We start from the raw sequence: 23,550 nt of genomic DNA, 5'->3' as shown, positions 1-23,550 counted from the left end.
GACATGGACCGTCAACTGCTCAGCAGCATCGCGCACCGCGAACATCCGGTGGCCGCCCCACTCAGCGACATCAGTGTGCGCAGACTGCTGGGCAGAGCGCTTCCCGGCGGTGAGCGGCGGATGCTCGACCTGGGCTGCGGCAGTGGCGAATGGCTGGTCCGTGCTCTGACGAAACGTCCCTGCGCACACGCCGAAGGCGTCGACCTGTCCGGCACCGCACTCGACGTGGCGCGGAAGGCGGCACGGGCAGCGGGTGTGGAGGAGCGGCTGACCCTGCACGAACAGGACGCCGCGCGGTTCACCGCACCGCACACCTTCGATCTGGTGCTCAACGTCGGCGCCGCACACGTCTTCGGCGGTCTGCTGCCCGCGCTCCGTGCCGCGCGGGAGCATCTGGCCGAAGGCGGCCGGGTGATGGTCGGCGACGGCTTCTGGGAGACCGGGCCGTCCAGCGCGGCACTGGCCGCCCTGGACGCCTCACCCGAGGACTTCTGCTCCCTCACCGAGACCGTCGACCGCGTCACGGCGGAGGGCTGGACACCCGTGTACGGCCACGTCAGCACGCCCGGCGAGTGGGACGACTACGAGTGGTCGTGGACGGGTTCGCTCTCCCGCTGGGCGCTGGAGAATCCCCGTCACCCCGACAGCGCCGCGGCCGGCGAGGCCGCCGTCGAGCACCGCGACGGCTGGCTGCACGGCTACCGGGGGACGCTGGGGTTCGTGACGCTGGTGCTGCGTCCGTCGTAGGGACTCTCCGGGCCGCCTCCCCGCACCGCGCGGCGTCCGCCGCGCGGTGCGGGGACGGGCGGCCGTGCGGTGCCGTGCGGTAGCACGTGGATCCGTGGGGATCTGACGCGGCAGCGATGAGTTGCCGCCGCCGCCGTGGTCTCCATGCCCGTAGGGATCACGCTCCGGAAGTACCGGGTGCGACCGTCGGAAGGTGCCGGCCATGTCAACGAAGATCTTCGTCAACCTCCCCGTGCAGGACCTGGAGCAGTCCCGGGCGTTCTTCAGCAGCCTCGGCTACTCGTTCGACGCGCAGTTCAGCGACGAGAACGCCGCGTGCCTCGTCATCAGCGACGACATCTTCGCGATGCTGCTCGTGGAGCCCTACTTCAGGACCTTCACGAAGAAGGATGTCGCCGACTCCCGTACCACCACCGAGGCGATCATCGCACTGAGCGCCGAGAGCAGGGCGCAGGTCGACGATCTGGCCGACCGCGCTCTCGCGGCGGGCGGGGAGGCCGCCGGCGACCCTCAGGACCACGGCTTCATGTACGGGCGCGGCTTCTACGATCTCGACGGCCACCACTGGGAGGTCATGTGGATGGACCCCTCGGCCGTCGAGCAGCAGAGCTGAGCCGCCACTCCCGCCGCGCGCCCCGACACCGGGGACCCCGGCCGCCTCAGCGGGAGGGCCGGTCGTCCCCGGGGCGCGTCTCCTCCTCCACCCACGCCAGGTAGTCGGCGCCGCCGCGCACCACGGGCGTCGCGATGATCTCCGGCACGTCGTAGTCGTGCGCCTCGCGGATGTACGCCTCCAGCGCGCCGTAGCGGACGGTGCTGGTCTTGAACAGCACCTGCCACTCGGGGTCGTCCTGCACGGCTCCGTCCCACCGGTAGACGGAGGTGACGGGGGCGCTGATCTGGGCACAGGCGGCCACACGGCGGCGTACGGCGCCGGCCGCCAGTTCACGCGCCTTCTCCTCGGCGTCGGTCGTGGTCAGTACGGTCAGGATCCCGCTCCCGGCATCCGCGGCGGCAGGACTCCCGCTGTCGTTCTCGGCCATGGCCTCACCCTGACATCCGCGGCGCGGCACGTCACGGGAAGGGCAGCGTCCCGGCGAAGACCGTCACCAGTACCAGGACGGCCGGGAAGCAGGCCAGGAACATCGCGAACGTGTACCCCATGATGTCGCGGGCCTTCAGACCGAGGATCGCCAGCGTCGGCAGCATCCAGAACGGCTGCAGGAAGTTCGCGGACGCCTCGCCGAGGTCGTAGACGACCACCATCCAGCCCTGGTTGACGTGCAGCTGGTTCGCCGCCTCGATCACGTACGGGGCTTCGATGACCCACTTGCTGCCGCCGCTGGGGACGAAGATGCCCAGCACCGCCGAGTAGACGGCCACGAGCGGCGCGAAGAGCACCTCGTTGGAGATGCTGACCATCCATCCGGCGATCTGCTTGGACAGGCCGGTGAAGGCGATCATGCCGAAGATCCCGCCGTAGAACGGGAACTGGAGCAGCACACCGGACGCCGCCGGGGCACCGCGCCGGACGGCGTCGACCATCCGTGCCGGCCGCCAGTGCAGGCACAGAGCGAGCAGCAGCAGGATGAGGTTGACGGTGTTGAGGTCGATCGCCGCGACCGGATTGCCCTCGGCGGCGGCGAAGTGCCGTACCAGGTACCACAGTCCCAGCAGGCCGATCAGGACGGTGAAGACCGGGCTGCTCTCCAGCCAGTCGCCGGGACGTGAGCGCCGGGCGCCTCCGCCGTCGCTCTCCTCGGTCAGGGGCCGCAGTTCGATGCCCAGGTCCTCGGCCGTCTTCGCGCGCGAGGGGGACGGCGCGAGGTACCACGCCATCGCGATGGCGACCAGGAAGACGCCCGCGGTGGCCGTGAGGCTCTGCCAGGTGAAGATCGTGTCGGTGAGCGGAATGACCCTCTCCCCGTCCCGGCCCTCGGCGATGACGTCCTGCACGGGCTTCGGGCTGGAGACCGTGCTGGCCACCTGGAGCGCGGCCGACCCCGACAGCCCCTGCGCCCAGACCGTGCCGAGCCCGAGGAAGGACATGGCGCCCAGCGCACGGTAGTCGGTGCCGCGCACGACTCGGGCGATCTCCCTGGCGAGGATGGCCGTGAAGATCAGGCTGAACGCCCAGTTGAGGTAGGAGCTGATCATCGCCACCGCGGCGGTGAAGGTGATGGCGGAGCGCGGCGACCTGGGTATTCGTGCCAGGCGGGTGATCAGCCTTGCGACGGGAGCGGAGACCGCGACCGCGTACCCGCCGATGATGATCATCGCCATCTGCAGGGTGAACTCGATCAGCGACCAGACGCCCTCGCCCCAGGCGTCCACGAGGGCCGTCGGGCGCTCCCCGGTCGACAGCCCCAGCGCGAAGATCAGGAACGTGCCGACGAGGACGAACCCGAAGGCGTCCGGGAGCCATCTCTCGGTGAAGGCGGTGAAGCGCAGCGCGATCCGTGCGAGCAGCGTCTCGTGTTCACGTGCACCGGTGTCCGGTTCGGGTCCGGTCCCGGTCTCGGCATTGCTGGCCATGTCCACCTCGCTCGTGCATGGGGCCGCCGGTCGTCGCACGTGCGCGGGGTCTCGCATCCCGTGGACCGGCGGATCGTCCGGCAGATCCTGGCGAGCGGCGGGCCGGATGGGAAGAGTCCGCCTGCCTTCCGGCTGCGGGCGTTGCACAACCGCAAGCAACCTGGACGCGGGGACCACCCGTGGGGCCGAACCTGTGGTGTGCGTGACCATTGCGGCACGTCCGATTCGTTCAAGACCCTCGCGCGCCGCTCCGCCTAACGTGCGGACATGACTCCACGCTTCGACCTCATCGGTCTCGTCACCGCCGACATGGCCGCCGCTCTCGCCTTCTACCGCCGCCTCGGCCTGGACGTCCCCACCGGGGCCGAGAACGAGCCCCATGTGGAGGCCGCCCTGCCGGGCGGGCTGCGCATCGCCTGGGACACCGAGGAGACCATCCGTTCGTTCGAGCCCGGATGGGACGCGGGCCCGCGGGGCGCCGGCCGGATCGGGCTCGCCTTCCTCTGCGACTCCCCCGGCGAGGTCGACCGGCTCTACGCCGATCTGACGGGCGCCGGGTACGAGGGGCGCAACGCGCCGTGGGACGCCTTCTGGGGTCAGCGGTACGCGGTGGTCGACGACCCGGACGGCAACTCGGTGGACCTCTTCGCCCGCCTTCCCTGACGGCTGCCGGCGCTTACTGCCGTGGTGCCGCCCCCGTCCGTACCGGTCGCGGGTGTATCGGCACCGCCTGAACGGGCCCGGCCCGCGCCGGACCTGCCCGTACCGGACCTGCTCGCGCCGGACCTGCCCGTACCGGACCTGCCGGCGCCGGACCTGCCCGTACGGGCGGCGGTGCCCGGCAGCAGCTCCGTGACCGGCACGCCGGCCAGCGCCCGTACCTCCCGCGAGAGATGGGCCTGGTCGGCGTACCCGGCTTCGGCGGCCACCTGCGCGAGCGGCGTGTCCTGCCTCGCCAGCCGCAGCGCCCGCTGCATCCGCAGCACACGCGCCAGGGTCTTGGGCCCGTACCCGAAGGCGTCCTTGCAGTGCCGGTGCAGCTGCCGTTCGCCCATCGCGAGGGTCCGGGCGACATCGGCCACCGTCCTTCCCAGTGCGAGCAGTTCCGCGGCGGTCGAGGCAGCCGGCAGCGCGAAGGACCCCTGCCCTCCCGTCCGCACCGGACGTTCGCGCAGTCTCGCGGCGGCGACGGACTCCAGGGCCCCGCCCGGCTCCTCGGCCGCGGCGAGCCGTTCGGACAGCAGCCGCACGAGGCGCTCCGGCCACACCGCGTCGAGCGGCACACGCGCATCGCGCAGTTCGTGCGCCGGTACGCCGAGTACCAGCGGAGCCATGCCGGGCGGGAAGCGAAGTCCGGTCATACGGGCGCCGGCCTGCCGCGAGAAGAGATGCGCCCGGGTGTCGGGGCCGGCGACGAGCAGAGCGCCGTCCCACAGGAGCAGGTCCATGCAGCCGTCGGGCAGGACGCGTGCCTCGCCGGCGGGGGCGCCGCCTTGCGACCACACCACCGCACCGTCCAGCCACGAGGGGCGCTCCCGGTACATGCCCCCATTCTGCCGCTCCGGACGCCGGACCGCTCACGCCCGTGCCCTCCCCTCACAACGCCGCCTGCGGGGAGCTGAGGGCAGCGTTGCGCCGGGGAAACGGATGTGATGCCGACGGGTAACAGGCCGGACGCAGGCTCGTTCCATGACCTTGCGACAGCGTGTGGTGGTGATCGGCGGCGGCATGTCCGCCGCCCGTCTCGCCCGGCAGCTCGACGCCGCCGGTGCGGACGCCGACGTCACCGTCGTCGGAGAGGAGCCGCACGCCGCGTACAACAGGGTGCTGCTGGCCGACGTCCTCACCGGGCGGTATCCCCCCGGCGTCATCACGCTCCCCATGAGCCGGGCCCGCTGGATGCGGGGGGTGCGTGCCGTCCGTGTCGACCGCGAGGAGCGCCGCGTCATCTGCGACGACGGCAGCAGACTCGGCTACGACACCCTCGTGCTGGCCACCGGCGCCAACCCCGTACTGCCGCCGCTGCGCGGCCTGTTCGAGGGGGACGGCGGCGATCTGCCGGAGGGCGTGCGGGCGTTCCGCACCATGGACGACGCGCTCGCCCTGCGCGACCACGTGCGGGGCGGCGTACGCGCGGTGGTGATCGGCGGCGGCCTGCTGGGGGTCTCCGCGGCGCGGGCTCTCGCCCTGCGCGGCGCCCAGGTCGTGCTGGCCCACCAGGGCGAACGCCTCATGGAGCGGCAGCTCGACGCGGGTGCCGCCGCAGTGCTGCGGCGGCACCTGGAAGAGACCGGGGTCGAGGTCCACACGGAGTGCCGGGCGCGCGGCCTTCGTACACGGCCGGGAGGCCACCGGCCGGCGCGCACCGGCCCCACCGCCGGCAGCTCCTTCCGCGACGCGCGCGACGTGCGGGCCGTCGAACTCGCCGACGGCTACCCCCTGGAGGCCGATCTCGTCGTTCTCGCCTGCGGCGTGCGCCCCCGTACGGGACTCGCCCGCGCCGCGGGTCTGGACGTGGCGCGGGGTGTCGTCGTCGACGACCGGCTGTGTACGAGCGACCCGCGCATCCGCGCGATCGGTGACTGCGCGGAGCACGACGGGGTTCTCTACGGACTCGCGGGCCCCGCGCAGGAACAGGCCGACACGCTGGCCCGTGTCCTCACCGCCCGCGCGACGGAGGGCACTTCGGACTCCTCCGGTGCGTCCTCCGCCGCGGACGCCCCGCGCTACCGGGGCACCCGTGCGCTGACCCGGCTGACTCTCGCGGCGCGGGACGCGCGGAGCGCAGCGCACGGAACGGGCACCGCAACCGGCACCGGCACCGGCACCGGCCCCCAGAACCCCCAGAACCCGCCGAGCGCGCAGAGTCCGCAACCGTCCCTCGACCTTGCCGCGTTCGGCGAGCCGACGCCCCGTGAGGACGACGACGTCGTCCACCTCACGGACGCCACCCGCGGCATCTACCGGAAGGTCGTCGTCCGCGACGACCGGCTTGTCGGCGGCATCCTGCTGGGAGACCTCCGCTCCGTCGGGACGCTCGCCCGCACCTGGGAGGGCGACGAACTGCTGCCCTCCGAGCCGCTGCTCCACCTGCTCACCCACGATGGGGGTTCCTAGATGACGACGCCGACGATTGTGCTGGTCGGTCACGGGATGGTCGGCCAGCGCTTCCTCGAAGCCCTGGCCGCGCGAGGGACGACCGGGCGCGCACGGGTGGTCGTGCTGTGCGAGGAGCCGCGTCCCGCCTACGACCGCGTCCGGCTCACCTCGTACTTCTCCGGGACGACGCCCGGCGAACTCTCCCTCACCGACGAGCGGTTCCTGGAAGAACACGGCATCGAGATGCACCTGGGGGACCCGGCCACGGCCCTGGACCGGGAGCGGCGCCGGGTCACCTCACGCTCCGGGCTCACGGTCGGCTACGACGTCCTCGTCCTGGCGACCGGCTCCTATCCCTTCGTGCCGCCCGTTCCCGGCAGCGACAGCACCGGCTGCTTCGTCTACCGCACCATCGACGACCTGCTGGCGATCGAGGAGTACGCGAAGTCATCGGCGCGCGGCGGAGTGGTCGTCGGCGGAGGGCTGCTGGGCCTGGAGGCGGCCGGTGCGCTGCGCGGGCTCGGGCTGGAGACGCACATCGTCGAGTTCAGCGAGCGGCTGATGGCGCTCCAGGTCGACGCGGGCGGTGGTGCGGCGCTGCGCCGCACCCTGGAGGAGATGGATCTGACCGTGCACACCGGTGTCGCGGGTGAACGGATCGCCGCGGACGGCAGCGGTGCCGTGACGGCGATGACGCTCTCGGACGGTTCGCGGATCTCCACCGGTCTGGTCGTCTTCTCCGCGGGCGTACGCCCCCGCGACCAGCTCGGACGGGACAGCGGCCTCGAAGTGGGAGCGCGCGGCGGAATCGTCGTCGACGAGTTCTGCCGCACCGGCGACGCGGACGTCTACGCGATCGGCGAGTGCGCCCGGGCGGCGGACGGGATCGTCTACGGGCTGGTCGCGCCCGGGTACGACATGGCGGAGAGCGCCGCCGACGCGATCACGGGGCGGCTGGCCCGTGAGCGGGCCGGGGCCGCGACGCGCGGGGCGGCGGACGGGACAGGGGACGGCACAGCGGGCGGGGCGCGCACGTTCACCGGCGCCGACACCTCGACCAAGCTCAAGCTCCTCGGCGTCGACGTGGCCTCCTTCGGCGACGCGCACGGCACCGCCGAGGGCAGCATGGACGTGGTCTACGCGGACTCCCGCGCGGGCGTGTACAAGAAGCTGGTCGTCTCCCCGGACGGATCGCTGCTCGGCGGTGTCCTGGTCGGCGACGCCGAGGCGTACGGCACCCTGCGCGCGCTCACCGGATCGGTGCCACCCGTACCGCCCGAGTCGCTGGTGCTCCCCGCCGGCACGGGAGCCCCGGCGGCGCTCGGGCCGGCGGCACTGCCGGACGACGCCGTCGTCTGCAACTGTCACCACGTCGACAAGGGCACAATCCGTGCGGCCGTCGGCGAACACGGCTGCACGGACGTCCCGTCGGTGAAGAAGTGCACCAGTGCGGGCACGGGATGCGGAAGCTGCGTGAAGGTGATCGGCCAGCTCGTCGACGCCGAGCTGGAGGCGAACGGCGTCACCGTCGACAAGGGTCTGTGCGGCTGTTTCGCCTACACGCGTTCCGAGCTGTACGAGATCGTGCGCACCCTCAGGATCACCACCTTCGCCGAACTGCTCGACTCGCACGGCCGCGAGGAGGCGCGGCGCAGCGACGGGTGCGAGGTCTGCAAGCCCACCGTGGCCTCCGTCATCGCCTCCCTGGCACCGTCCATCGGCGCGGACGGTCACATCCTCGGGGGCCCGGACGGCGAACAGGCGGCGCTGCAGGACACCAACGACCACTTCCTCGCCAATCTCCAGCGCAACGGCTCCTACTCGGTCGTCCCGCGCGTCCCCGGCGGCGAGATCACACCCGAGAAGCTGATCGTCATCGGTGAGGTCGCCCGCGACTTCGGCCTCTATACGAAGATCACCGGCGGTCAGCGCATCGACATGTTCGGAGCGCGGGTCGACCAGCTCCCGGGCATCTGGGCGCGGCTGGTCGAGGCGGGCTTCGAGTCGGGCCACGCGTACGGCAAGGCGCTGCGCACGGTCAAGTCCTGTGTGGGCAGCACCTGGTGCCGCTACGGCGTGCAGGACAGCGTCCGTATGGCCATCGATCTCGAGCTGCGCTACCGCGGACTGCGCTCTCCGCACAAGCTGAAGTCGGCCGTCTCGGGATGTGCCCGCGAGTGCGCCGAGGCCATGAGCAAGGACTTCGGCATCATCGCCACCTCGGCCGGCTGGAACCTGTACGTCGGCGGCAACGGCGGGGCCACTCCACGCCACGCCGACCTGCTGGCGCAGGACCTGAGCGACGCCGGACTGGTGCGGCTCACCGACCGGTTCCTGATGTTCTACATCCGCACCGCGGACCGGCTGGAGCGCACCTCCGCGTGGCTGGAGCGGATCGAGGGCGGCCTCGGTCACGTCAGGGACGTCGTCGTGCACGACTCGCTCGGCCTGTGCGACGAGCTGGAGGCCCTGATGGCCGACCACGTCGCGCACTACAGGGACGAGTGGTCCGCGACGCTGGCCGATCCGGAGAAGCTGGCCCGCTTCGTGTCCTTCGTCAACGCACCGGGCGTTCCCGATCCGTCCGTGCGGTTCGTCGAGGAGCGCGAGCAGATCAAGCCGGACCTGACACTCCTCTCCGGCCCCGACATCCCCGTACGCCCCGCCGAACAGGCCGCCGGACAGGCCGCCGGGCACTCCGACGAACGCACGCTCGAAGGGACCGCATCCCGATGACAGCCACCACCGTCTCCTCCGCCGCCGGTCCGCATCCTCCCGGCGCCGCCGCCGGGCTGGTCGAAGTGCGCCAGGGCGAGAGCTGGTTCGCGGTGTGCCGACTGGAGGACCTCACCCCCGGCCGGGGTGTCGCGGCGCTGCTGCCCGACGGCACGCAGGCCGCCGTCTTCACCGGCCGCGCCGGACGTACGTACGTGATCGGCAACCGCGATCCCTTCACGGGCGCCTACGTGCTCTCCCGCGGCCTGCTCGGCACCTCGGACGGCGCGCCCTTCGTGGCGTCGCCGCTGCTGAAGCAGCGCTTCGACCTGGAGACGGGGCGCTGTCTGGACGACCCGGCCGTCAGCGTCCCGGTCTTCGACTGCCGGACACGGCAATCCGCGCCGAGCCGCGCCGAGCCGCGCTGAGCAGCCTCCGTGCCGCCCGGCACGCGGGAGCCGCTCAGCCGCGCAGCTCCTCCGCCGCTCCGGCGACGCGCGCGATCAGGCGCAGCAGCGTCTCCTGCTCGGCACCGTCGAGCGGCGCGAGGAACACGCGGTTCATCCGTGCGGTACGGGTGACGAGCTTCCTGTGCACCCGTCTGCCCTCCCGGGTCAGCCTCAGTACGTTGCGCCGCCCGTCCACCGGGTCGCGCACCCGCTCGACCAGTTCCCGCCCGGCCAGCCGCGCGACGAGGTCCCCGATCGTGGAGCGGTCGAGGTGGACGGTCTCGCTGAGGGTGCGCTGGTCCATGCCGGGCTTCTCCTCCAGCGCGTTGAGCACGGCGAACTGCGGAGACGTGGTCTCCTCCGAGACCATCGCCACCCACAGCAGCGAGTGCGCCTGCTGGAGCCGCCGGGCCAGGTGCCCCGGGTGCGTGCTCAGATCGACCGCGGCCATGCGCTCTCCCTCACGGCTGCCCGTCCAGCGGGGATCAGTGGGAATCAGTGGGTGTACTGACTGATTCTTGCGTTGCGAGGCACTGAGTGTCGAGAGCCTCCGGAGCTTTCCCATGGTCTTGACGCACCTGACCGGGAGTGGCAGCGTCAAAACCACTTCGCCCAATTACTCAGCACACTGAGCATTGTGCCCGCGCCGCGTCCGTTCTCCAGGGCCGACAGGAGCCACATCCATGCCTCTCACCCAGCACGACATCGACCGGGAAGTCGCCGCACTGCGCGACGCGTACGAGAAGTCCCGCGCCGCCGGAGCACCCCCGGCCCACCACCCCTCGCGCGACTACCCGCCCTACCGCAGCAGCGTGCTGCGCCACCCCGAGCAGCCCCTCGTCCCCGTGCGGCCCGACCCGGAGACCGTCGAACTGCACACACCGGTCTTCGGCACCACGGACGTCACCGACACCGACGCCGACCTCACCCGCCAGCACGCCGGTGAGCCGCTGGGCGAGCGCATCACGGTCTCCGGGCGGCTGACCGACCGCGCGGGACGCCCCGTACGCGGCCAGCTCATCGAGCTGTGGCAGGCCAACGCGGCGGGACGCTACGCACATCTGCGCGACCAGCACCCGGCACCGCTCGACCCCCACTTCACGGGCGTCGGCCGCACGCTGACCGGCGACGACGGCAGCTACAGCTTCACCACGGTCAAGCCCGGCGCCTACCCGTGGCGCAACCACGAGAACGCGTGGCGCCCGGCCCACATCCACTTCTCGCTGTTCGGCACCGCGTTCACCCAGCGCCTCGTGACGCAGATGTACTTCCCGGGCGACCCGCTCTTCGCGCACGACCCGATCCTGCAGTCGGTCACCGACGAGGCGGCGCGGCAGGCGCTGGTGGCCGACTACGACCACGGTCTGTCCCGGTCCGAGTGGTCCCTGGGCTACAGGTGGGACATCGTGCTCGACGGACCGTCCGCCACCTGGACCGAGGAGAGCCGCCGATGAGCGACCTGCAGCCGACCCCGTCCCACACGGTGGGCCCGTTCTACGGGTACGCCCTGCCCTTCCCCGGCGGCGGCGAGATCGCCCCGGCCGGCCGCGGCGACGCCGTCACCGTGCACGGGTACGTCCACGACGGTGCGGGAGACCCGGTCCCGGACGCCCTGATCGAGGTGTGGCAGGCGGACGGGGACGGCGGCCTGGCCGGTGCGCCCGGTTCCATGCGGCGCGACCCTGTCGACGGCGGCCACCTCGGACGCAACGGCGTGGACTTCACCGGTTTCGGCCGCGTGGCCACCGACGCGGACGGGCACTGGAGCGTCCGTACGCTCCTGCCGGGCGCCCGCCCCGGGCACGCGCCGTACATCAGTCTGTGCGTCTTCGCCCGCGGACTGCTGCACCATCTCTTCACACGCGTGTACTTTCCACAGGACGCGGAAGCTCACGGCACCGACCCTCTTCTCGCCTCGCTCGACGCCGAACAGCGGGAGAGGCTGGTGGCGACGGCGGAACGCGGCGCGGGCTCGTACCGTTTCGACATCAGACTGCAGGGCGAGAAGGAGACGGTCTTCCTTGACTTCCAGTGACGCGGACCCCGGCCCTGCCGCCGCCACGGGCCCCGGCCCGACCCCCGGCCCCCACGGCGGCCCGGCCCCGGAGGACGTCGGCCTGCTGACACCCGCACGCGCGGGCTCCGGGGCGGAGTCGGGTACGGGCGACAGCGCGGTGCTCCAGGCCATGCTCGACGCCGAGGCGGCGCTGACCAGAGCACAGGCGAGCCTCGGTCTGGCACCGGCGGAGGCCGCCTCGGCGGTCACGGCAGCCGCCCGCGCCGGCCGTTTCGACCTCCGCGGCCTGGCCGTACGGGCACGCTCGGGCGGCAATCCCGTGATCCCGCTGGTGGCCGACCTCACCGACGCGGTCGGCCCGGACGCCGGTCCGTACGTGCACAGGGGCGCCACCAGCCAGGACATCCTGGACACGGCACTGATGCTGGTCGCGGCCCGCACACTGGACGCCGTGCTGCCCGACCTGGACCGTACGGCCCGTGCGCTGGCCCTCGTCGCCGCCGAACACCGGGACACGCCCCTGCCCGGACGGACGCTCACGCAGCACGCCGTGCCGACGACCTTCGGACTCAAGGTCGCGGGCTGGCGCAGCCTGGTGCTGGACGCCCACGGCCGGCTCTCGGCCGTCCGGGACGCCCTGCCCGTGCAACTGGGCGGTGCCGCCGGCACCTTGGCGGCGTTCGCGGCGCACGCGGAGGCCGACACCGAGTCCGGCGCGGAGAGCGGGACGGAGAGCGGGACCAGGCGCGGAACGGAGGGCGGGGCCCAGGACGGCCCGGTCCTGCGCAACGACGCCTGCGGCACCGACGTGGGCCTGCGGCTGCTGGCCGCCTACGCACGCGAACTCGCCCTGGCCGAACCCGCGCTGCCCTGGCACAGTCTGCGCACGCCGGTCGCCGACCTGGGTTCGGCCTGCGGGTTCGCCTGCGGCGCGCTGGGCAAGTTCGCGGCTGACGTGCTGGTGCTCTCACGCAGCGAGGTCTCGGAGGTCGGCGAGGGCGGCGGCGGCAGTTCCTCGGCGATGCCGCACAAGACCAACCCGGTGCGGGCCACTCTCATCGCCGCCACGGCGCGGCAGGCACCGGCGCTGGCCTCGACCCTGCTGGCGTCACTGGCCGCCGAGGACGAACGTCCCGCCGGTGCCTGGCACGCGGAGTGGCAGCCCGTACGTGAATTGCTGCGACTCACCGGCGGATCGGCGTACGCCGCCGCCGAACTCGCCGAAGGGCTCCAGGTCTTCCCCTACCGCATGCACGAACACCTCGCCCTGACCGAGGGTCTCATCGTCAGTGAGCGCTTCACCGTCGCGCTCGGACCGCTCCTGGGACGTGCACGTGCACGCAAGCTGCTCGACGCGGCCTCGCAGAAGGCGGTGGACGAGGGCATCACCCTCGACGAGGCGCTGCTGGAGGAGGAGCCCACCCTGCGCGACGTGCTCTCCCGGGACCGGCTGCGCGACCTGACCGACCCCACCCACTACACCGGGTCGGCGCCCGTCCTCACCGACCGCGCGCTGCGCCGCTCGCCGGGGGCCACGCCGCCGTCCGTACGGCCGGCGGACGCCGCCGGAGCACCGGACCGAGCACCGGACGGAGCACCGGACCGAGCGAAGCAGTGAGAGACCACCCCCGCCCGCCCAGAGACGGAACACGACAGACGGGCGCCAGAGCCGCAGGCTCACGCAGCCCCGGAGACTTCACCGTGATCGCATCCAGTACCACCGGCACCGCGCCGCTCCCGCTTCCCCTCCCCTACCACCGCCTGGACGGCCCGGCCGACGGCAGACCCATGATCCTCGGGCCGTCCCTGGGAACCTCGCTCGCGGTGTGGGAGCCCCAACTCGCCGCGCTCATCCGCACCCACCACGTGCTGCGCTGGGATCTGCCGGGGCACGGTGCCTCGCCCGCCGAGCCGATGGCCGGCTCCTCCAGCGGTCTGATCCCCACGGACGGCACCGCCACCGTCGCCGACCTGGCCGCGCTCGTGCTCCGGGCGGCCGACGCGCAGGGCTGGGAGCGGTTCGCCTACGCGGGGATCTCCCTGGGCGGCGCGGTCGGTCTGCATCTGGCCGTGCACCATCCCGAACGGCTCACGGAGCTCTCCCTGGTGTGCTCCTCCGCCCGCTTCGGCGACGCGTCGGTCTGGCGCGAGCGGGCGGCGGCCGTACGCACGCACGGCACCGAATCCATGATCGCCTCCCGTCCGGGCGTGTGGTTCGCACCGGGTTTCGAAGGGACCCCGCACGGGGCCGCGCTCGTCGAGGACCTGCGCTGCACGGACGCCGCCGGCTACGCGGCCTGCTGCGACGCCGTCGCCTCCTTCGACCTGCGGGAACGGCTGGCCGAGGTGCGGGTTCCCACCCTGGCCGTCGCCGGACGCCAGGACCCGGCCACCCCGCCCCTGCACGCGCGGGAGATCGCCGACAACGTGCCCGGAGCGGCGCTGGTCGAGGTCGCGGGCGGCATGCACCTGGCCAACACGGAATGCCCCGACGCGGTCACCGCGGCCCTCCTGGTCCACCACGACTGCCTGCCGGGCCCCACCGGGCACTGGTGAGCGCGCCCGCACTCTCACCGAAGCTCCCCGTCGTCCCCCGCCACCCTCCCTCGCGCTGACGGGCCGCCGGCCATACGCTGACCCGTATGAGCTGGACAGCGCGCAGCATCCCCGACCAGAGCGGGCGAACGGCAGTCGTGACCGGAGCCGGCAGCGGGATCGGATACGTCACGGCGCGCGAACTGGCCCGGCGCGGCGCCCGCGTGGTGCTCGCCTGCCGCAGCGAGGAGCGAGGCTCGGCGGCCATGGATCGGCTGCGCTCCGAGGTGCCCGAGGCGCAGGCCGAACTGCGCCTGCTGGACCTGGCCGACCTCTCCTCCGTACAGAGTTTCGCGAAGGCGCTCCCGTGTGACCGCCTGGAGTTGCTCATCAACAACGCGGGCGTGATGGCGGTGCCGTACGCACGCACCGCCGACGGCTTCGAGACCCAGTTCGGCGTCAACCACCTCGGGCACTTCGCGCTGACGGGATTACTGCTGGAACAGCTGCTCGCCGCGCCGGGCGCACGCGTGGTGACGGTGGCCAGCATGGCGCACGTACTGTCCAACATCGACATCAACGACCTCAACAGCGAACGCCGCTACCGTCCGATGCTGGCCTACGCCGCCTCGAAGACGGCCAATCTGCTCTTCGTGCGCGAACTGTCCCACCGCGCGGACCGCAAGGGGCTCGACCTGACGGTCACCGCCGCCCACCCCGGCTACACCCGGACGGACCTGCACGTCAGGGGGCCGCGGCTGGCGGGCGACCCGGCACGGGAGAGGGCGGCCCGGCTGGCCGGCACGGCGCTGGGCTCCTCCCCCGACCAGGGCGCCGCGCCGACCCTGTACGCGGCCACCGCGCCGTACGTGCACAGTGACTCCTTCTTCGGGCCGCGCATCCTCGGGCTGCGCGGCGGGCCAGGGCCTTCCTGGCGGGCGTCGTGGGCCCGTAACGACATCGCGGCGGGCCAGCTGTGGGCGGCCTCGAAACGGCTGACGGGCGTGGCGTACCGGGGGCTGTGACAGTACGGCCGGCCGCTCGCGCACGAACCCCGCGGCCGCGGACGGACGGAGCGGGTTACGGGCCGGTGGTGTGCGCCTCGGTGTCCCCCCTTGGTGCGTGCCTTGGTGTGCGCCGCCGGTTCGGCCATAGTGTCCTGCGGGAACGCGCCGGAGGCCGTCCGCCGCCCCGCGGGGAGAGGAGTCAGACGCTGATCCGCGTACTCGTCGTCGACGACGACTTCATGGTGGCCCGGCTGCACAGCACCCTCGTCGAGCAGGTCCCCGGCTTCACCGTCGCCGCGGCGGTCCACAGCGGCACCGAGGCACTGGCGGCGGTGCGCGAACTGGCCCCCGAACTGGTGCTGCTGGACATGTATCTGCCCGACGTCCCGGGCCTGGAGGTGCTGCGCGAGCTGCGCGGCGGCGCGGCTCCTGAGGAGGGCCCGGACGTCCTGGTCGTCACGGCCGCACGGGACGCGGAGACCGTACGGGGCGCTCAGCGCGGCGGCGCCGTGCAGTACCTCATCAAGCCCTTCGAGGGACAGCTGCTCCAGGAGCGGCTTCGGCGGTATGCGGAGCGCAGGGCGGCACTGTCGGCGCTCAAGACGGCCGGACAGGACGATGTGGACCGGCTGTTCGCCGGCACAGGCAGTCCGTCCGGCGACCCGGCGGGCGAAGCGCCGGACGGTGGTGCCGGTGCGCCGCACCCGGCCGGCGGGGCCGCTTCCGGCCGTGCCGCGGACGGGCGCCCCGCCCCGTACGGGCACAGCGCCGGGCCGTACAGGCAGCGGACCGGACTCCCCAAGGGCCTCACGGAGCAGACGGCGGAGCTGGTGCGCGGCACTCTGGACGCCGGTGGGGACGGTTCCGGCCTCTCGGCGTCGCAGTGCGCCGAGCGCAGCGGGCTCTCGCGAGTGAGCGCCCGCCGGTACCTGGAGCACTTCGTCTCCCTCGGCACGGCCCGGGTCACGCTCCGCTACGGCACGACGGGCCGCCCGGAGCGGCTCTACCACCGCGTCGACCGGTCCGGAGCGGCCGGCACCGCCGGTGAGGACGCGGCGGACGGAGAGAAACCGTCCGGTCCGGGGAAAGCACGTGACAGCACGTGATTCCCGACACAGACAATCCGTGAGCAGCGTCACACGAATGAATGCAGCACACATGGAACGGCCTCAATTCCCCTGCTCAGCAAGGAAATCCGGCAGCGCTATCACCGTTACCCGCCGTATTGGGCGATCTTTGCCTTCCGGGAGATGTGCCGGTTTTCTTGTGGTGAGGAATTCCTTCTGCTTAACGTGCGAACTCCACCGCGTCTCCCGTGCGGTGGTCCGCTGCCGGGGACGCCGAATCCTGCCGCCCGGACAGGGGGAACTCACGCACACCGAGGCGGCAGGAGCGGGGGAACCAGGTAAGTGCCGTGCGATACGTCACACGCACGGCTCGGGGTGAAGCCGTACGCGAATACACCCCTCGTGTTCGCGTAGGCCGGGCAACTCCAGCCCGAATCCGACAGCTCACCTCGCAGGCGTAGGAGAGGAACTGCCCTATGTCCGGACGCGGTCGTCACCGTCGTCAGCCCAATCGCCGCCTCGCTCGCGGAGTCTCGCGCACGTCGATAGCCCTCACGGCGGGCGGAGCCGGTATGGCCCTTCCCCTCGTCGCATCGGGCACTGCGCACGCCGCCCCGGTCAGCACCTGGGACAAGGTCGCGCAGTGCGAATCCACGGGGAACTGGTCCATCAACACCGGCAACGGTTTCTACGGTGGTCTGCAGTTCACGCAGAGCACCTGGACGTCCTTCGGAGGCGGGAAGTACGCCGAGCGCGCCGATCTGGCCACCAAGGACCAGCAGATCGCCGTCGCCGAGAAGGTCCTGGAGGGCCAGGGCCCGAAGGCGTGGCCCATGTGCGGCCCGAAGGCCGGTCTCACCCGGGACAGCGGCTCGCCCGACATCGCCCCCGACAGCCAGGACGGCTCGGACGGCTCGAAGCAGGAGGCGGAGCAGAAGGAGCCCGCCCCGAAGGCCGAGGAGAAGAAGAAGGCCAAGCCGCAGGGCGACCGCTTCCACACCGTGGCCCGCGGTGACACCCTCTTCCGGATCGCCGACGCGGAGGGCGTGGAGGGCGGCTGGAAGAAGCTGTACGACACCAACCGCGAGACCGTCGGCAGCGACCCGGACCTGATCCTGCCCGGTCAGAAGCTCACCCTCGGCGAAGGCAAGGCCAAGGCCGAACCCTCGGGCGGCAAGTCCCGCTCGGACGACGCCGCGGAGAAGTCCGGCACCGCTGAGAAGTCCAGCACCGCCTCCTCCGGTTCGTCCGACTCCTCCGGCGACTACGCCGCTCCCGTCGGCAGCGGTACGAGCACTCCGTACGGCGCGTCCGGCAGCAGCTGGTCGAGCGGCAAGCACACCGGCGTCGACTTCTCCGCGCCATCCGGCACCGCGGTGAAGGCCGTGACCTCCGGCACCGTCGTGCAGTCCGGCTGGGGCGGCAGCTACGGCATCCAGGTCGTCCTCAAGCACGACGACGGCAGGTACAGCCAGTACGGTCACCTCTCCGCGACGTCCGTGCGCCCCGGCCAGCAGGTCTCGGTGGGCGACCAGATCGGCACCTCCGGCTCGACCGGCAACAGCACCGGCCCGCACCTGCACTTCGAGGTGCGCACCGGACCTGCCTACGGTTCCGACATCGACCCGGTCGGCTACCTGCGCCAGAACGGGGTCGGCCTCTGAGGCCGGACTGAACAGAAGCTGAGCCGACGGCTCACTCAAGGGGTGGCACCTCGACTGCGGGGTGCCACCCCCTGCGTCTTCCCCGCCGCGTCACAGCACTGCCGTCACCGCTGACCGCGGGGCTGTGGCAGTCGTGGCTGTCACTGCGGTCCCGCAGTCACAGAAGTCCCGCAGCCGTGGCCGTCTCTCAGCGGTCACGGCTGAAAGTTCTCGTCGGGCTCCACCGCGACCTCCAGCACCAGCGGCCCCTCGCGCTCCGCGAGTGCGGGCAGCAGCGTGTCCAGCTCCGCCAGCAGTCCGCCGTATCCGCTCACGCGACGCGCGGGGCAGCCCGTCGCACGGGCCATGCCGCTCACGCTGACCTCCTCGAAGGCGGGCCAGGGCGCGCTGCTCCCGTGTCTGTCCGCCAGCCTGTCCATGATCGCGTAGCGCCCGTTGGCGAGGACGACGAAGAGCACGCCCACGCGGTAGTGCACGGCGGTCCACAGTGCCTGGATCTGATAGAGCGCCGATCCGTCGCCCACGACGGCGATCACCGGCCGCTCCGGCGCCGCCATCCGCACGCCGACAGCGGCGGGCAGCGCGAACCCGAGCGCGCCCATCGCCGCGCTGAGGAACCCCAGCGGGCGCCGGGCGGGGATCAGGGCATGCAGGTCGGGACGGCTGGAGGGGGTCTCCTCCACCAGCACCGTCTCCGCGGGAAGGCGGGGGGCGAGAGCCGCCAGCACATGCGCCGCGCGCAGCGGCCGGGACTCCCCCGGCGGCGGTGGCCCGGCGGGACGTTCCATGCGCGGGGCGCGGCGCCGCGCCGCCGTCGCGTGCGAGTCCGGCCCGGCCACCGCTTCGGCCAGCTCCGCGCAGAACGCCGGCAGCGCGGCCACCACGGCCAGCCCGGCGGGCGCCCGGTGGGCCTCGGCGGGGTCGTCGGTGATGACGGCCAGCCGGGTGCCGGGCCTCACGAGCGGGCCGTCCTCGTAGGGGTACTGGCGGAAGACGGGAGCGCCGACGCTCAGGACGAGGTCGTTCGCGGCGAGGGCGGCTCTCAGCCGCGTACGGTCGGCGGGCAGGTGCCCGGCGAAGCACGGGTGGTCCTGCGGGAAGCCGGCGCGGGCGCCGAAGGACTCCTGCCACACCGGGCAGTCGAGCCGTTCGGCGAGTGCGGTCAGCGCCTCCCACGTGCCGGGGTGGTCCGCTCCCGCGCCGACCACCAGCGCGGGTGCGGTGGCGGAGGCCAGCAGGTCCGCCACCTCCCGTACGTGCGCGGTGTCGGCGGCCCGCGGCAGGCGCAGACGTTCGGGTGCGGGATGGGGCAGGTCCTCGGCGGACTGCGCCCAGTCGTCCATCGGCACGACGACGAGGGCGGGGCCGCGGAGCGTACGGGCGGCGTGTGCGGCACGGGCGATCGCGCCGGGTACGTCCTGTGCGCGCGGAGGGGTCTCCGTCCGTACGGGGTAGTCGCCGGCGAGCTGTTCCAGGCGTCCCGCGAGGAAGGGTTCCTGGACGAGGTGACGCCGGTCCTGCTGTCCGACGAGCACGACCAGCGGCGCACGGTTGACGCGGGCGGTGGCGAGGGCGCTCACGGCGTTGCCCAGACCCGCGGTGGTGTGCAGCAGCACGAGCGCGGGTGCGTCGCGGGCGACGGCCCAGCCGGTGGCGGCCCCGACGACGGACCCTTCGTGCAGTGCGAGTACGAAGCGGATGTCGTCGGGGAGCCCGGCGAGGAACGGCACCTCCGTCGAACCGGGGTTGGCGAACACGGTGGTCAGCTCGTGTCGGCGCAGCACGTCGAGCGCCGCGTCACGGACGGTGGGCATGAAGGGGCAGCTCCTGGTTCCTCGTCCCGTCCCGGTGCCCCCGTGGCACCGGTGTGCGGTCTGTCCGTACGGGTCAGGCGTCGGCGGGCGGGCGGTACCTGACCTGGGTGAGGACGCAGAAGCCCGCGACGACGATGGCCGCGTCCATCCACACGGCCGCCGCCCAGCTTCCGGTGCTGTCGCGCAGCACACCGCTGATCGCCGGGGAGAGGACGGCGCCCGTCTCACCGATGAGGTTCTCCAGTCCGAAGGCGGAGCCCCGCAGGTGCGCGGGGGCGAGTTCGGCGGTCAGCGCGTGGCCGACGGGCTGGAGCGCGTTGAAGAACAGGCTCGCGGTGAACAGCAGCACGCCCATGACCCACAACGACGGTTTGTCCGCGGCGCTGAGGTACCAGGCGAACGCGACCGTCAGCACCGCCTGGATGCCCGTGAACGTCAGCATCATCGGCTTGCGCCCCCACCCCCTGCGCAGCCCGTGGTCGGAGAGCCAGCCGCCGGCGGGGAAGCCGAGGATGCCGGCACCGGCGTTGAAGCCGGCGGTCAGCGCGGCGCTCATGAAGGAGGAGTTCGCCGCGCCCGCGACGATGGAGACCGACCAGAAGCTGAAGAACCACAGGTTCCACAGGATGGCGATGTTGCAGATGTAGAGCAGGAAGAGGTCCCTGTTCTTGAGCACCGGACCGATCTCTGTGCCCTTGCGGGCCAGCGCGAAGAGCACCAGGCCCACGGCGAGGGCGACTTCGAGCAGCGCGACCCACAGCTCGGAGAGACCGGCGCTCGTTCCCAGCCAGTAGACGCCCATGACCAGCGCCAGCGAGACGCCGGCGTACGCGCTCAGGTGCAGGGTCGCCCGGCCCAGCCGTCCGAGGGTGAGATGGGCCCGGAACCACCACGCGACGACGAGGGCCACCACGAGCGTCGCCAGCCCCAGCACCCAGAAGACCATCCGCCACGCTTCGACGTCCTCGAGGAAGAGCTTGCCCAACTCGACGAGTTCGGGGGTGAGGAGGATCGCGGCGGTGATGCCCAGGGAGAGGCCCGTGATGACCACGCCCATGGCCAGGCTGCGGTCACGCTCGGGTGTCGTCGCGGTGATCAGTGTGCGGTCGTTGGAGTAGAAGGCGCCCTCACCGAGGCCGGTGACCACGCGTACGACGATGAACGCGAGGAGCCCGCCGACGAAGCCGGTGAGCATGGTAGCCACACCCGCCCACAGCAGGCTGACGACGATGAGGGTGCGGTGCCCGTACCGGTCCCCGAGGTAGCCGCCGGGGAACTGGGTGAGCATGTAGCCGGCGAAGAAGAGACCTCCGACGAGCCCGCCGAGCGCGTGCGGATTCTCCGCATCGGCGAGGAAACCCACCCCGTTGTCGATCATCCAGGTCACGACGGGGCCGGTGACGGCTCTGTCGGCCGCGCTCACCGTCCAGCCCAGGAGCAGCAGCACCCACAGGGTGTGCCAGGAGCGCCAGCCGCGGCGCTCCCGCGCGGCGTCCGTACTCTGCCCGACCGTCGAGGAATCTCCCGGTACAGCCTTCATGGGTTCTCCGTAAGCGGTTGACGCGGTGCGGAGGCCCGGTCTTGCTGCGTCCCGACCCCGGGCCGCCCGTCAAGCTAGAGTCACGGAGTGATGGGCGGAACAGGCTGGAGTATGTTTTCTGCTATGTCGAACGACTCTCCCGGCCGGGGCGACGCCTACGCCGCCAGCTCCGTGGACAACGCCCTGCGCACGCTGGTCTATCTGCGCGGACACCAGTGCGCCCGCGTCACCGACATCAGCGACCACCTGGGAGTGGCACGCTCCACCGCGCACCGGCTGCTGACGACCCTGCGCGGCCACGGTTTCGTCGAGCAGGAACCCGGCGGCAGGCGCTACCGGATGGGGCCGGTGCTTCTCGGGCTGGCCCGCGGCGCGGTCGACGAACCCGCCCTCGTGCAGGTCGCCCACAGTCACCTGGCCCATCTACGCGACGCAGCCGGCGAGACGAGCAACCTCCTCGTCCTCGACGGTCCCGACTCGCGCTTCGCCGACGGCGTCGAGGGACCGCACCCACTGCGTGTGGCCACCCGCACCGGCGACCGCGTGCCCGCCTACGCGACGGCCGGGGGCAAGGCCCTGCTGTCCGAGCTGTCCCCGGACGCCGCCCGTACGCGATACCGGCGGGGGCTGGCGCGGCTGACCGCGGCCACCCTTCCCGACCTGGACGCCCTCGCCGCGGACCTGGACGCCTCACGCGCACGCGGCTACGCGCTCAACCTCGACGAGAGCGTGACCGGCGTGCGCGGTGTCGGTGTCCCCGTCCGCGACCGGTTCGGAACCTGCGTGGCGGCGGTGACGGTCTCAGCCCCGAGCATGCGCCTCGACCGCGCCCGGGCCGCCGAACTGGCGCCGCTGCTGCGGCAGACCGCCGAACGGATCGGGGCGGAGCTGTAGGGCGGAGCCACAGGAGCAGGGCTGAGGCACGGAGGGGGCGGAGCTGCCCCGTCCGTCACGCACCTGGCAGCGTGTCTTGTTGGATGTCCCATCCGCGTGGCACTGGCGCTTCCCGTACCGCGAGCCGCCTGCGGCAGTCGGGGCCGAGGCCCCAGTAGCGGCTGGCGCGGTCGTGGAGGGGTTGGCGGCATGCGCGGCAGCGGATGGGCGGCGGCTCGTCGGGCGCCGTGCCGGGGAGCGGGTCGGGGGTGGGCATGGGGTGATGGTGGCAGGGGACGGGTCCTACTGGCCGCCCGCTGGATATCAGAGCACATTCTGAGTACACTCTGAGTATGAGTACTGCGCCTGCTGAGTCGGTTACCTTCACCGACCTCTCCCGCAACCCGAAGGGCGTCGCCGAGAAGGCCGCCACTCTCGGACGTGTCCGAGTCACCCACCGCGACGGCGCCGACTTCATGCTGACTACTGCAGAGGCCACCGAGCGCCACGACGAGAACCTGAGCATCGCGTCCCGCCTGTTCCTTGCGTTGATGAAGCGGGACAGCGGGTTCAAGAGCCTGCTCCTGGGGATGCCCGACCTGTTCCCGTGGGTGCGGCACCTGGATGACGAGGAGGTCCGCGAGTTCGCTGTCGAACTGTTCCAGGCGCTTTCCGACGCTGCTGAGCTAGACGCCACAGAGGCGGTACACCGAGCGATCGTGTCGTGGCGGGCGACGGCCCGCATCAAGGCCGACCCCGACCAGGCCAAGGGCGCCGCACTGCCGCTGACAGGTCTCGACCTGGGCCCGGTGGAGCTTCACGAGTGAGCCCGAAGAAGGGCGACCGGGTGAGCGCTCCACCGTTGAACGGCTGGAACGTCATCCACGGCACCACCGAGGCCGCAATCGGGTGGGAGGAACTGTGTCGTGCCGCGTTGGCGAACGCGCACCGTTGTCTGGATGCTCTGCGCACCGACCCCCGGTCGCACGCTGACTGGGGCCGGCAGCATTCCCTTCGGGGCAAACTGAAGCAGCGGGAGTGGAAGGGCAAGCTGCTGGACCAGTGGGAGTATGAGGTAACGGCTGGCGGCCGGGTGCGGTACTGATCGACGACGCGGCCCGCACGGTGATCGTCGTGTATGCCTCGCCGAGTCACCCGAAAGACACGGAGTGACCCCACGCACAGCACGAAGCCCGGATGGGCGGGGGCTTCGCTGTCAGTGCTGGTCGCCGAGGTCGTGACGGTTGAGGCGGCGCTTCTTGCCGGTCTTGCGGAGGACGGGCCAGGGGTCACGTCCGGCCCGGCCGGTGCCGCAATGCCCACCCGCGGTCCATCTCGTTACGCTACCCCGTAGTGATGTGCGTTTTCGCAGGTCAGAGGCATATCGGAGTGGGTAGTCGCAGGTCACAAAACGGGGGGCGGCACCTCCGCACAAGGTGCCGCCCCCTCGGGTTTCCCGGGTTCCGTCCCGCCGCCGGTGAGGGTGGA

General features: G+C 72.2%; 23 protein-coding genes and 1 riboswitch. Of the genes, 16 read left to right on the top strand and 7 right to left on the bottom strand.

Annotated elements, in window-relative coordinates; genetic code table 11:
• The first annotated feature begins 3 nt into the window (after positions 1–3).
• Positions 4–747 (top strand): class I SAM-dependent methyltransferase, encoded by a 744-nt coding sequence (locus tag H343_RS0119920; protein WP_028432589.1) that lies wholly within the window; start codon positions 4–6, stop codon positions 745–747.
• A gap of 202 nt (positions 748–949) precedes the next feature.
• Positions 950–1,360 carry a VOC family protein gene (locus tag H343_RS0119915; protein WP_028432588.1) on the top strand — a complete coding sequence of 137 codons (411 nt, stop codon included), beginning with the start codon at positions 950–952 and terminating at the stop codon, positions 1,358–1,360.
• A gap of 46 nt (positions 1,361–1,406) precedes the next feature.
• Here H343_RS0119915 and cutA read toward each other — a convergent pair whose 3' ends face one another.
• Both cutA and H343_RS0119905 read right to left on the bottom strand, forming a co-directional pair.
• Complete coding sequence (gene cutA, locus H343_RS0119910) at positions 1,407–1,790, bottom strand: divalent-cation tolerance protein CutA (protein ID WP_051265574.1); 384 nt, start codon at positions 1,788–1,790, stop codon at positions 1,407–1,409.
• Between the two features lie 31 nt (positions 1,791–1,821).
• On the bottom strand, positions 1,822–3,282 hold the full coding sequence (locus H343_RS0119905; protein WP_028432586.1) for a TIGR00366 family protein: 1,461 nt from the start codon (positions 3,280–3,282) through the stop codon (positions 1,822–1,824).
• Positions 3,283–3,549: 267 nt separating this feature from the next.
• Here H343_RS0119905 and H343_RS0119900 point away from each other — a divergent pair, with 267 nt between their 5' ends.
• Positions 3,550–3,945, top strand: a complete 396-nt coding sequence (locus H343_RS0119900; RefSeq protein ID WP_028432585.1) for a VOC family protein — start codon at positions 3,550–3,552, stop codon at positions 3,943–3,945.
• Here H343_RS0119900 and H343_RS31690 read toward each other — a convergent pair.
• A complete protein-coding gene (locus H343_RS31690) occupies positions 3,879–4,826 on the bottom strand; it encodes a helix-turn-helix transcriptional regulator (RefSeq protein WP_078505930.1) in 948 nt (315 codons plus the stop codon). The two genes, H343_RS0119900 and H343_RS31690, sit on opposite strands and share 67 nt — an antisense overlap.
• A gap of 145 nt (positions 4,827–4,971) precedes the next feature.
• On the opposite strand from H343_RS31690, the gene H343_RS0119890 reads away from it, so the two are divergent.
• From H343_RS0119890 to nirD, 3 genes are read left to right on the top strand one after another with little or no spacing between them, the layout of a single operon-like run.
• Positions 4,972–6,399, top strand: coding sequence for an FAD-dependent oxidoreductase (locus H343_RS0119890; RefSeq protein ID WP_028432584.1), 1,428 nt, complete (start codon positions 4,972–4,974; stop codon positions 6,397–6,399).
• On the top strand, positions 6,400–9,117 hold the full coding sequence (gene nirB, locus H343_RS0119885; protein ID WP_028432583.1) for a nitrite reductase large subunit NirB: 2,718 nt from the start codon (positions 6,400–6,402) through the stop codon (positions 9,115–9,117).
• The gene (gene nirD / locus H343_RS31685) at positions 9,114–9,524 is read left to right on the top strand and encodes a nitrite reductase small subunit NirD (RefSeq protein WP_051265572.1); all 411 of its coding nucleotides are present in this window, start codon (positions 9,114–9,116) and stop codon (positions 9,522–9,524) included. The genes nirB and nirD overlap by 4 nt, the downstream gene beginning before the upstream one ends.
• Positions 9,525–9,558: 34 nt before the next feature.
• Here the strand turns inward: nirD and H343_RS0119875 are convergent, their stop codons facing one another.
• Entirely contained in the window at positions 9,559–9,996 is a 438-nt protein-coding gene (locus tag H343_RS0119875) for a MarR family transcriptional regulator (protein WP_028432582.1), read from the bottom strand.
• 232 nt (positions 9,997–10,228) lie between these two features.
• On the opposite strand from H343_RS0119875, the gene pcaH reads away from it, so the two are divergent.
• The 7 genes from pcaH to H343_RS0119840 all read left to right on the top strand — a co-directional run bounded on the left by pcaH (position 10,229) and on the right by H343_RS0119840 (position 17,835).
• Entirely contained in the window at positions 10,229–10,999 is a 771-nt protein-coding gene (pcaH, locus tag H343_RS0119870; RefSeq protein ID WP_028432581.1) for a protocatechuate 3,4-dioxygenase subunit beta, read from the top strand.
• A complete protein-coding gene (pcaG, locus tag H343_RS0119865; protein ID WP_028432580.1) occupies positions 10,996–11,580 on the top strand; it encodes a protocatechuate 3,4-dioxygenase subunit alpha in 585 nt (194 codons plus the stop codon). Before pcaH ends, pcaG begins: the two co-directional genes overlap by 4 nt.
• Positions 11,567–13,180 (top strand): lyase family protein, encoded by a 1,614-nt coding sequence (locus H343_RS31680; protein ID WP_078505929.1) that lies wholly within the window; start codon positions 11,567–11,569, stop codon positions 13,178–13,180. Before pcaG ends, H343_RS31680 begins: the two co-directional genes overlap by 14 nt.
• A gap of 83 nt (positions 13,181–13,263) precedes the next feature.
• Positions 13,264–14,118, top strand: coding sequence for an alpha/beta fold hydrolase (locus tag H343_RS31675; protein ID WP_486586973.1), 855 nt, complete (start codon positions 13,264–13,266; stop codon positions 14,116–14,118).
• A gap of 86 nt (positions 14,119–14,204) precedes the next feature.
• Complete coding sequence (locus tag H343_RS0119850) at positions 14,205–15,122, top strand: oxidoreductase (protein WP_028432579.1); 918 nt, start codon at positions 14,205–14,207, stop codon at positions 15,120–15,122.
• Between the two features lie 107 nt (positions 15,123–15,229).
• The gene (locus tag H343_RS31670) at positions 15,230–16,210 is read left to right on the top strand and encodes a response regulator (RefSeq protein ID WP_486586972.1); all 981 of its coding nucleotides are present in this window, start codon (positions 15,230–15,232) and stop codon (positions 16,208–16,210) included.
• A 260-nt stretch (positions 16,211–16,470) separates the two neighbouring features.
• A riboswitch (cyclic di-AMP (ydaO/yuaA leader) is annotated at positions 16,471–16,644 on the top strand.
• Positions 16,645–16,647: 3 nt separating this feature from the next.
• The gene (locus H343_RS0119840) at positions 16,648–17,835 is read left to right on the top strand and encodes a transglycosylase family protein (protein WP_028432578.1); all 1,188 of its coding nucleotides are present in this window, start codon (positions 16,648–16,650) and stop codon (positions 17,833–17,835) included.
• A gap of 194 nt (positions 17,836–18,029) precedes the next feature.
• Here H343_RS0119840 and H343_RS0119835 read toward each other — a convergent pair whose 3' ends face one another.
• Together H343_RS0119835 and H343_RS0119830 are read right to left on the bottom strand one after the other, a co-directional pair.
• Positions 18,030–19,649 (bottom strand): thiamine pyrophosphate-dependent enzyme, encoded by a 1,620-nt coding sequence (locus H343_RS0119835; RefSeq protein ID WP_028432577.1) that lies wholly within the window; start codon positions 19,647–19,649, stop codon positions 18,030–18,032.
• A 73-nt stretch (positions 19,650–19,722) separates the two neighbouring features.
• Entirely contained in the window at positions 19,723–21,189 is a 1,467-nt protein-coding gene (locus H343_RS0119830; protein ID WP_028432576.1) for an MFS transporter, read from the bottom strand.
• Positions 21,190–21,312: 123 nt separating this feature from the next.
• Between H343_RS0119830 and H343_RS0119825 the strand changes: the two genes are divergently transcribed.
• Positions 21,313–22,083 carry an IclR family transcriptional regulator gene (locus H343_RS0119825; protein ID WP_028432575.1) on the top strand — a complete coding sequence of 257 codons (771 nt, stop codon included), beginning with the start codon at positions 21,313–21,315 and terminating at the stop codon, positions 22,081–22,083.
• A 55-nt stretch (positions 22,084–22,138) separates the two neighbouring features.
• Here the strand turns inward: H343_RS0119825 and H343_RS36050 are convergent, their stop codons facing one another.
• Positions 22,139–22,339, bottom strand: a complete 201-nt coding sequence (locus H343_RS36050; protein WP_078505928.1) for a DUF6011 domain-containing protein — start codon at positions 22,337–22,339, stop codon at positions 22,139–22,141.
• A gap of 76 nt (positions 22,340–22,415) precedes the next feature.
• Here H343_RS36050 and H343_RS0119820 point away from each other — a divergent pair, with 76 nt between their 5' ends.
• Positions 22,416–22,889, top strand: coding sequence for a hypothetical protein (locus H343_RS0119820; RefSeq protein ID WP_028432574.1), 474 nt, complete (start codon positions 22,416–22,418; stop codon positions 22,887–22,889).
• On the top strand, positions 22,886–23,167 hold the full coding sequence (locus H343_RS31665) for a hypothetical protein (protein ID WP_486586971.1): 282 nt from the start codon (positions 22,886–22,888) through the stop codon (positions 23,165–23,167). Before H343_RS0119820 ends, H343_RS31665 begins: the two co-directional genes overlap by 4 nt.
• Positions 23,168–23,550 lie beyond the last annotated feature (383 nt).

The sequence above is a fragment of the Streptomyces sp. TAA204 genome (genome assembly GCF_000424965.1).
Note: the sequence above shows the minus strand (reverse complement) of the source record. Positions and strands in the feature narration are given on the sequence as shown.

Bases quoted from the DNA above. Each gene is read 5' to 3' on its own strand.
- nirB (WP_028432583.1), top strand. From the start codon at position 6,400: ATGACGACGCCGACGATTGTGCTGGTCGGTCACGGGATGGTCGGCCAG.
- H343_RS0119915 (WP_028432588.1), top strand. From the start codon at position 950: ATGTCAACGAAGATCTTCGTCAACCTCCCCGTGCAGGACCTGGAGCAG.
- H343_RS36050 (WP_078505928.1), bottom strand. From the start codon at position 22,339: ATGCCCACCCCCGACCCGCTCCCCGGCACGGCGCCCGACGAGCCGCCG.
- H343_RS0119850 (WP_028432579.1), top strand. From the start codon at position 14,205: ATGAGCTGGACAGCGCGCAGCATCCCCGACCAGAGCGGGCGAACGGCA.
- H343_RS0119900 (WP_028432585.1), top strand. From the start codon at position 3,550: ATGACTCCACGCTTCGACCTCATCGGTCTCGTCACCGCCGACATGGCC.
- nirD (WP_051265572.1), top strand. From the start codon at position 9,114: ATGACAGCCACCACCGTCTCCTCCGCCGCCGGTCCGCATCCTCCCGGC.
- cutA (WP_051265574.1), bottom strand. From the start codon at position 1,790: ATGGCCGAGAACGACAGCGGGAGTCCTGCCGCCGCGGATGCCGGGAGC.
- H343_RS0119890 (WP_028432584.1), top strand. From the start codon at position 4,972: ATGACCTTGCGACAGCGTGTGGTGGTGATCGGCGGCGGCATGTCCGCC.
- H343_RS0119905 (WP_028432586.1), bottom strand. From the start codon at position 3,282: ATGGCCAGCAATGCCGAGACCGGGACCGGACCCGAACCGGACACCGGT.
- H343_RS0119840 (WP_028432578.1), top strand. From the start codon at position 16,648: ATGTCCGGACGCGGTCGTCACCGTCGTCAGCCCAATCGCCGCCTCGCT.
- H343_RS0119820 (WP_028432574.1), top strand. From the start codon at position 22,416: ATGAGTACTGCGCCTGCTGAGTCGGTTACCTTCACCGACCTCTCCCGC.
- pcaH (WP_028432581.1), top strand. From the start codon at position 10,229: ATGCCTCTCACCCAGCACGACATCGACCGGGAAGTCGCCGCACTGCGC.
- H343_RS0119830 (WP_028432576.1), bottom strand. From the start codon at position 21,189: ATGAAGGCTGTACCGGGAGATTCCTCGACGGTCGGGCAGAGTACGGAC.
- H343_RS0119920 (WP_028432589.1), top strand. From the start codon at position 4: ATGGACCGTCAACTGCTCAGCAGCATCGCGCACCGCGAACATCCGGTG.
- pcaG (WP_028432580.1), top strand. From the start codon at position 10,996: ATGAGCGACCTGCAGCCGACCCCGTCCCACACGGTGGGCCCGTTCTAC.
- H343_RS0119835 (WP_028432577.1), bottom strand. From the start codon at position 19,649: ATGCCCACCGTCCGTGACGCGGCGCTCGACGTGCTGCGCCGACACGAG.
- H343_RS31690 (WP_078505930.1), bottom strand. From the start codon at position 4,826: ATGTACCGGGAGCGCCCCTCGTGGCTGGACGGTGCGGTGGTGTGGTCG.
- H343_RS0119875 (WP_028432582.1), bottom strand. From the start codon at position 9,996: ATGGCCGCGGTCGATCTGAGCACGCACCCGGGGCACCTGGCCCGGCGG.
- H343_RS0119825 (WP_028432575.1), top strand. From the start codon at position 21,313: ATGTCGAACGACTCTCCCGGCCGGGGCGACGCCTACGCCGCCAGCTCC.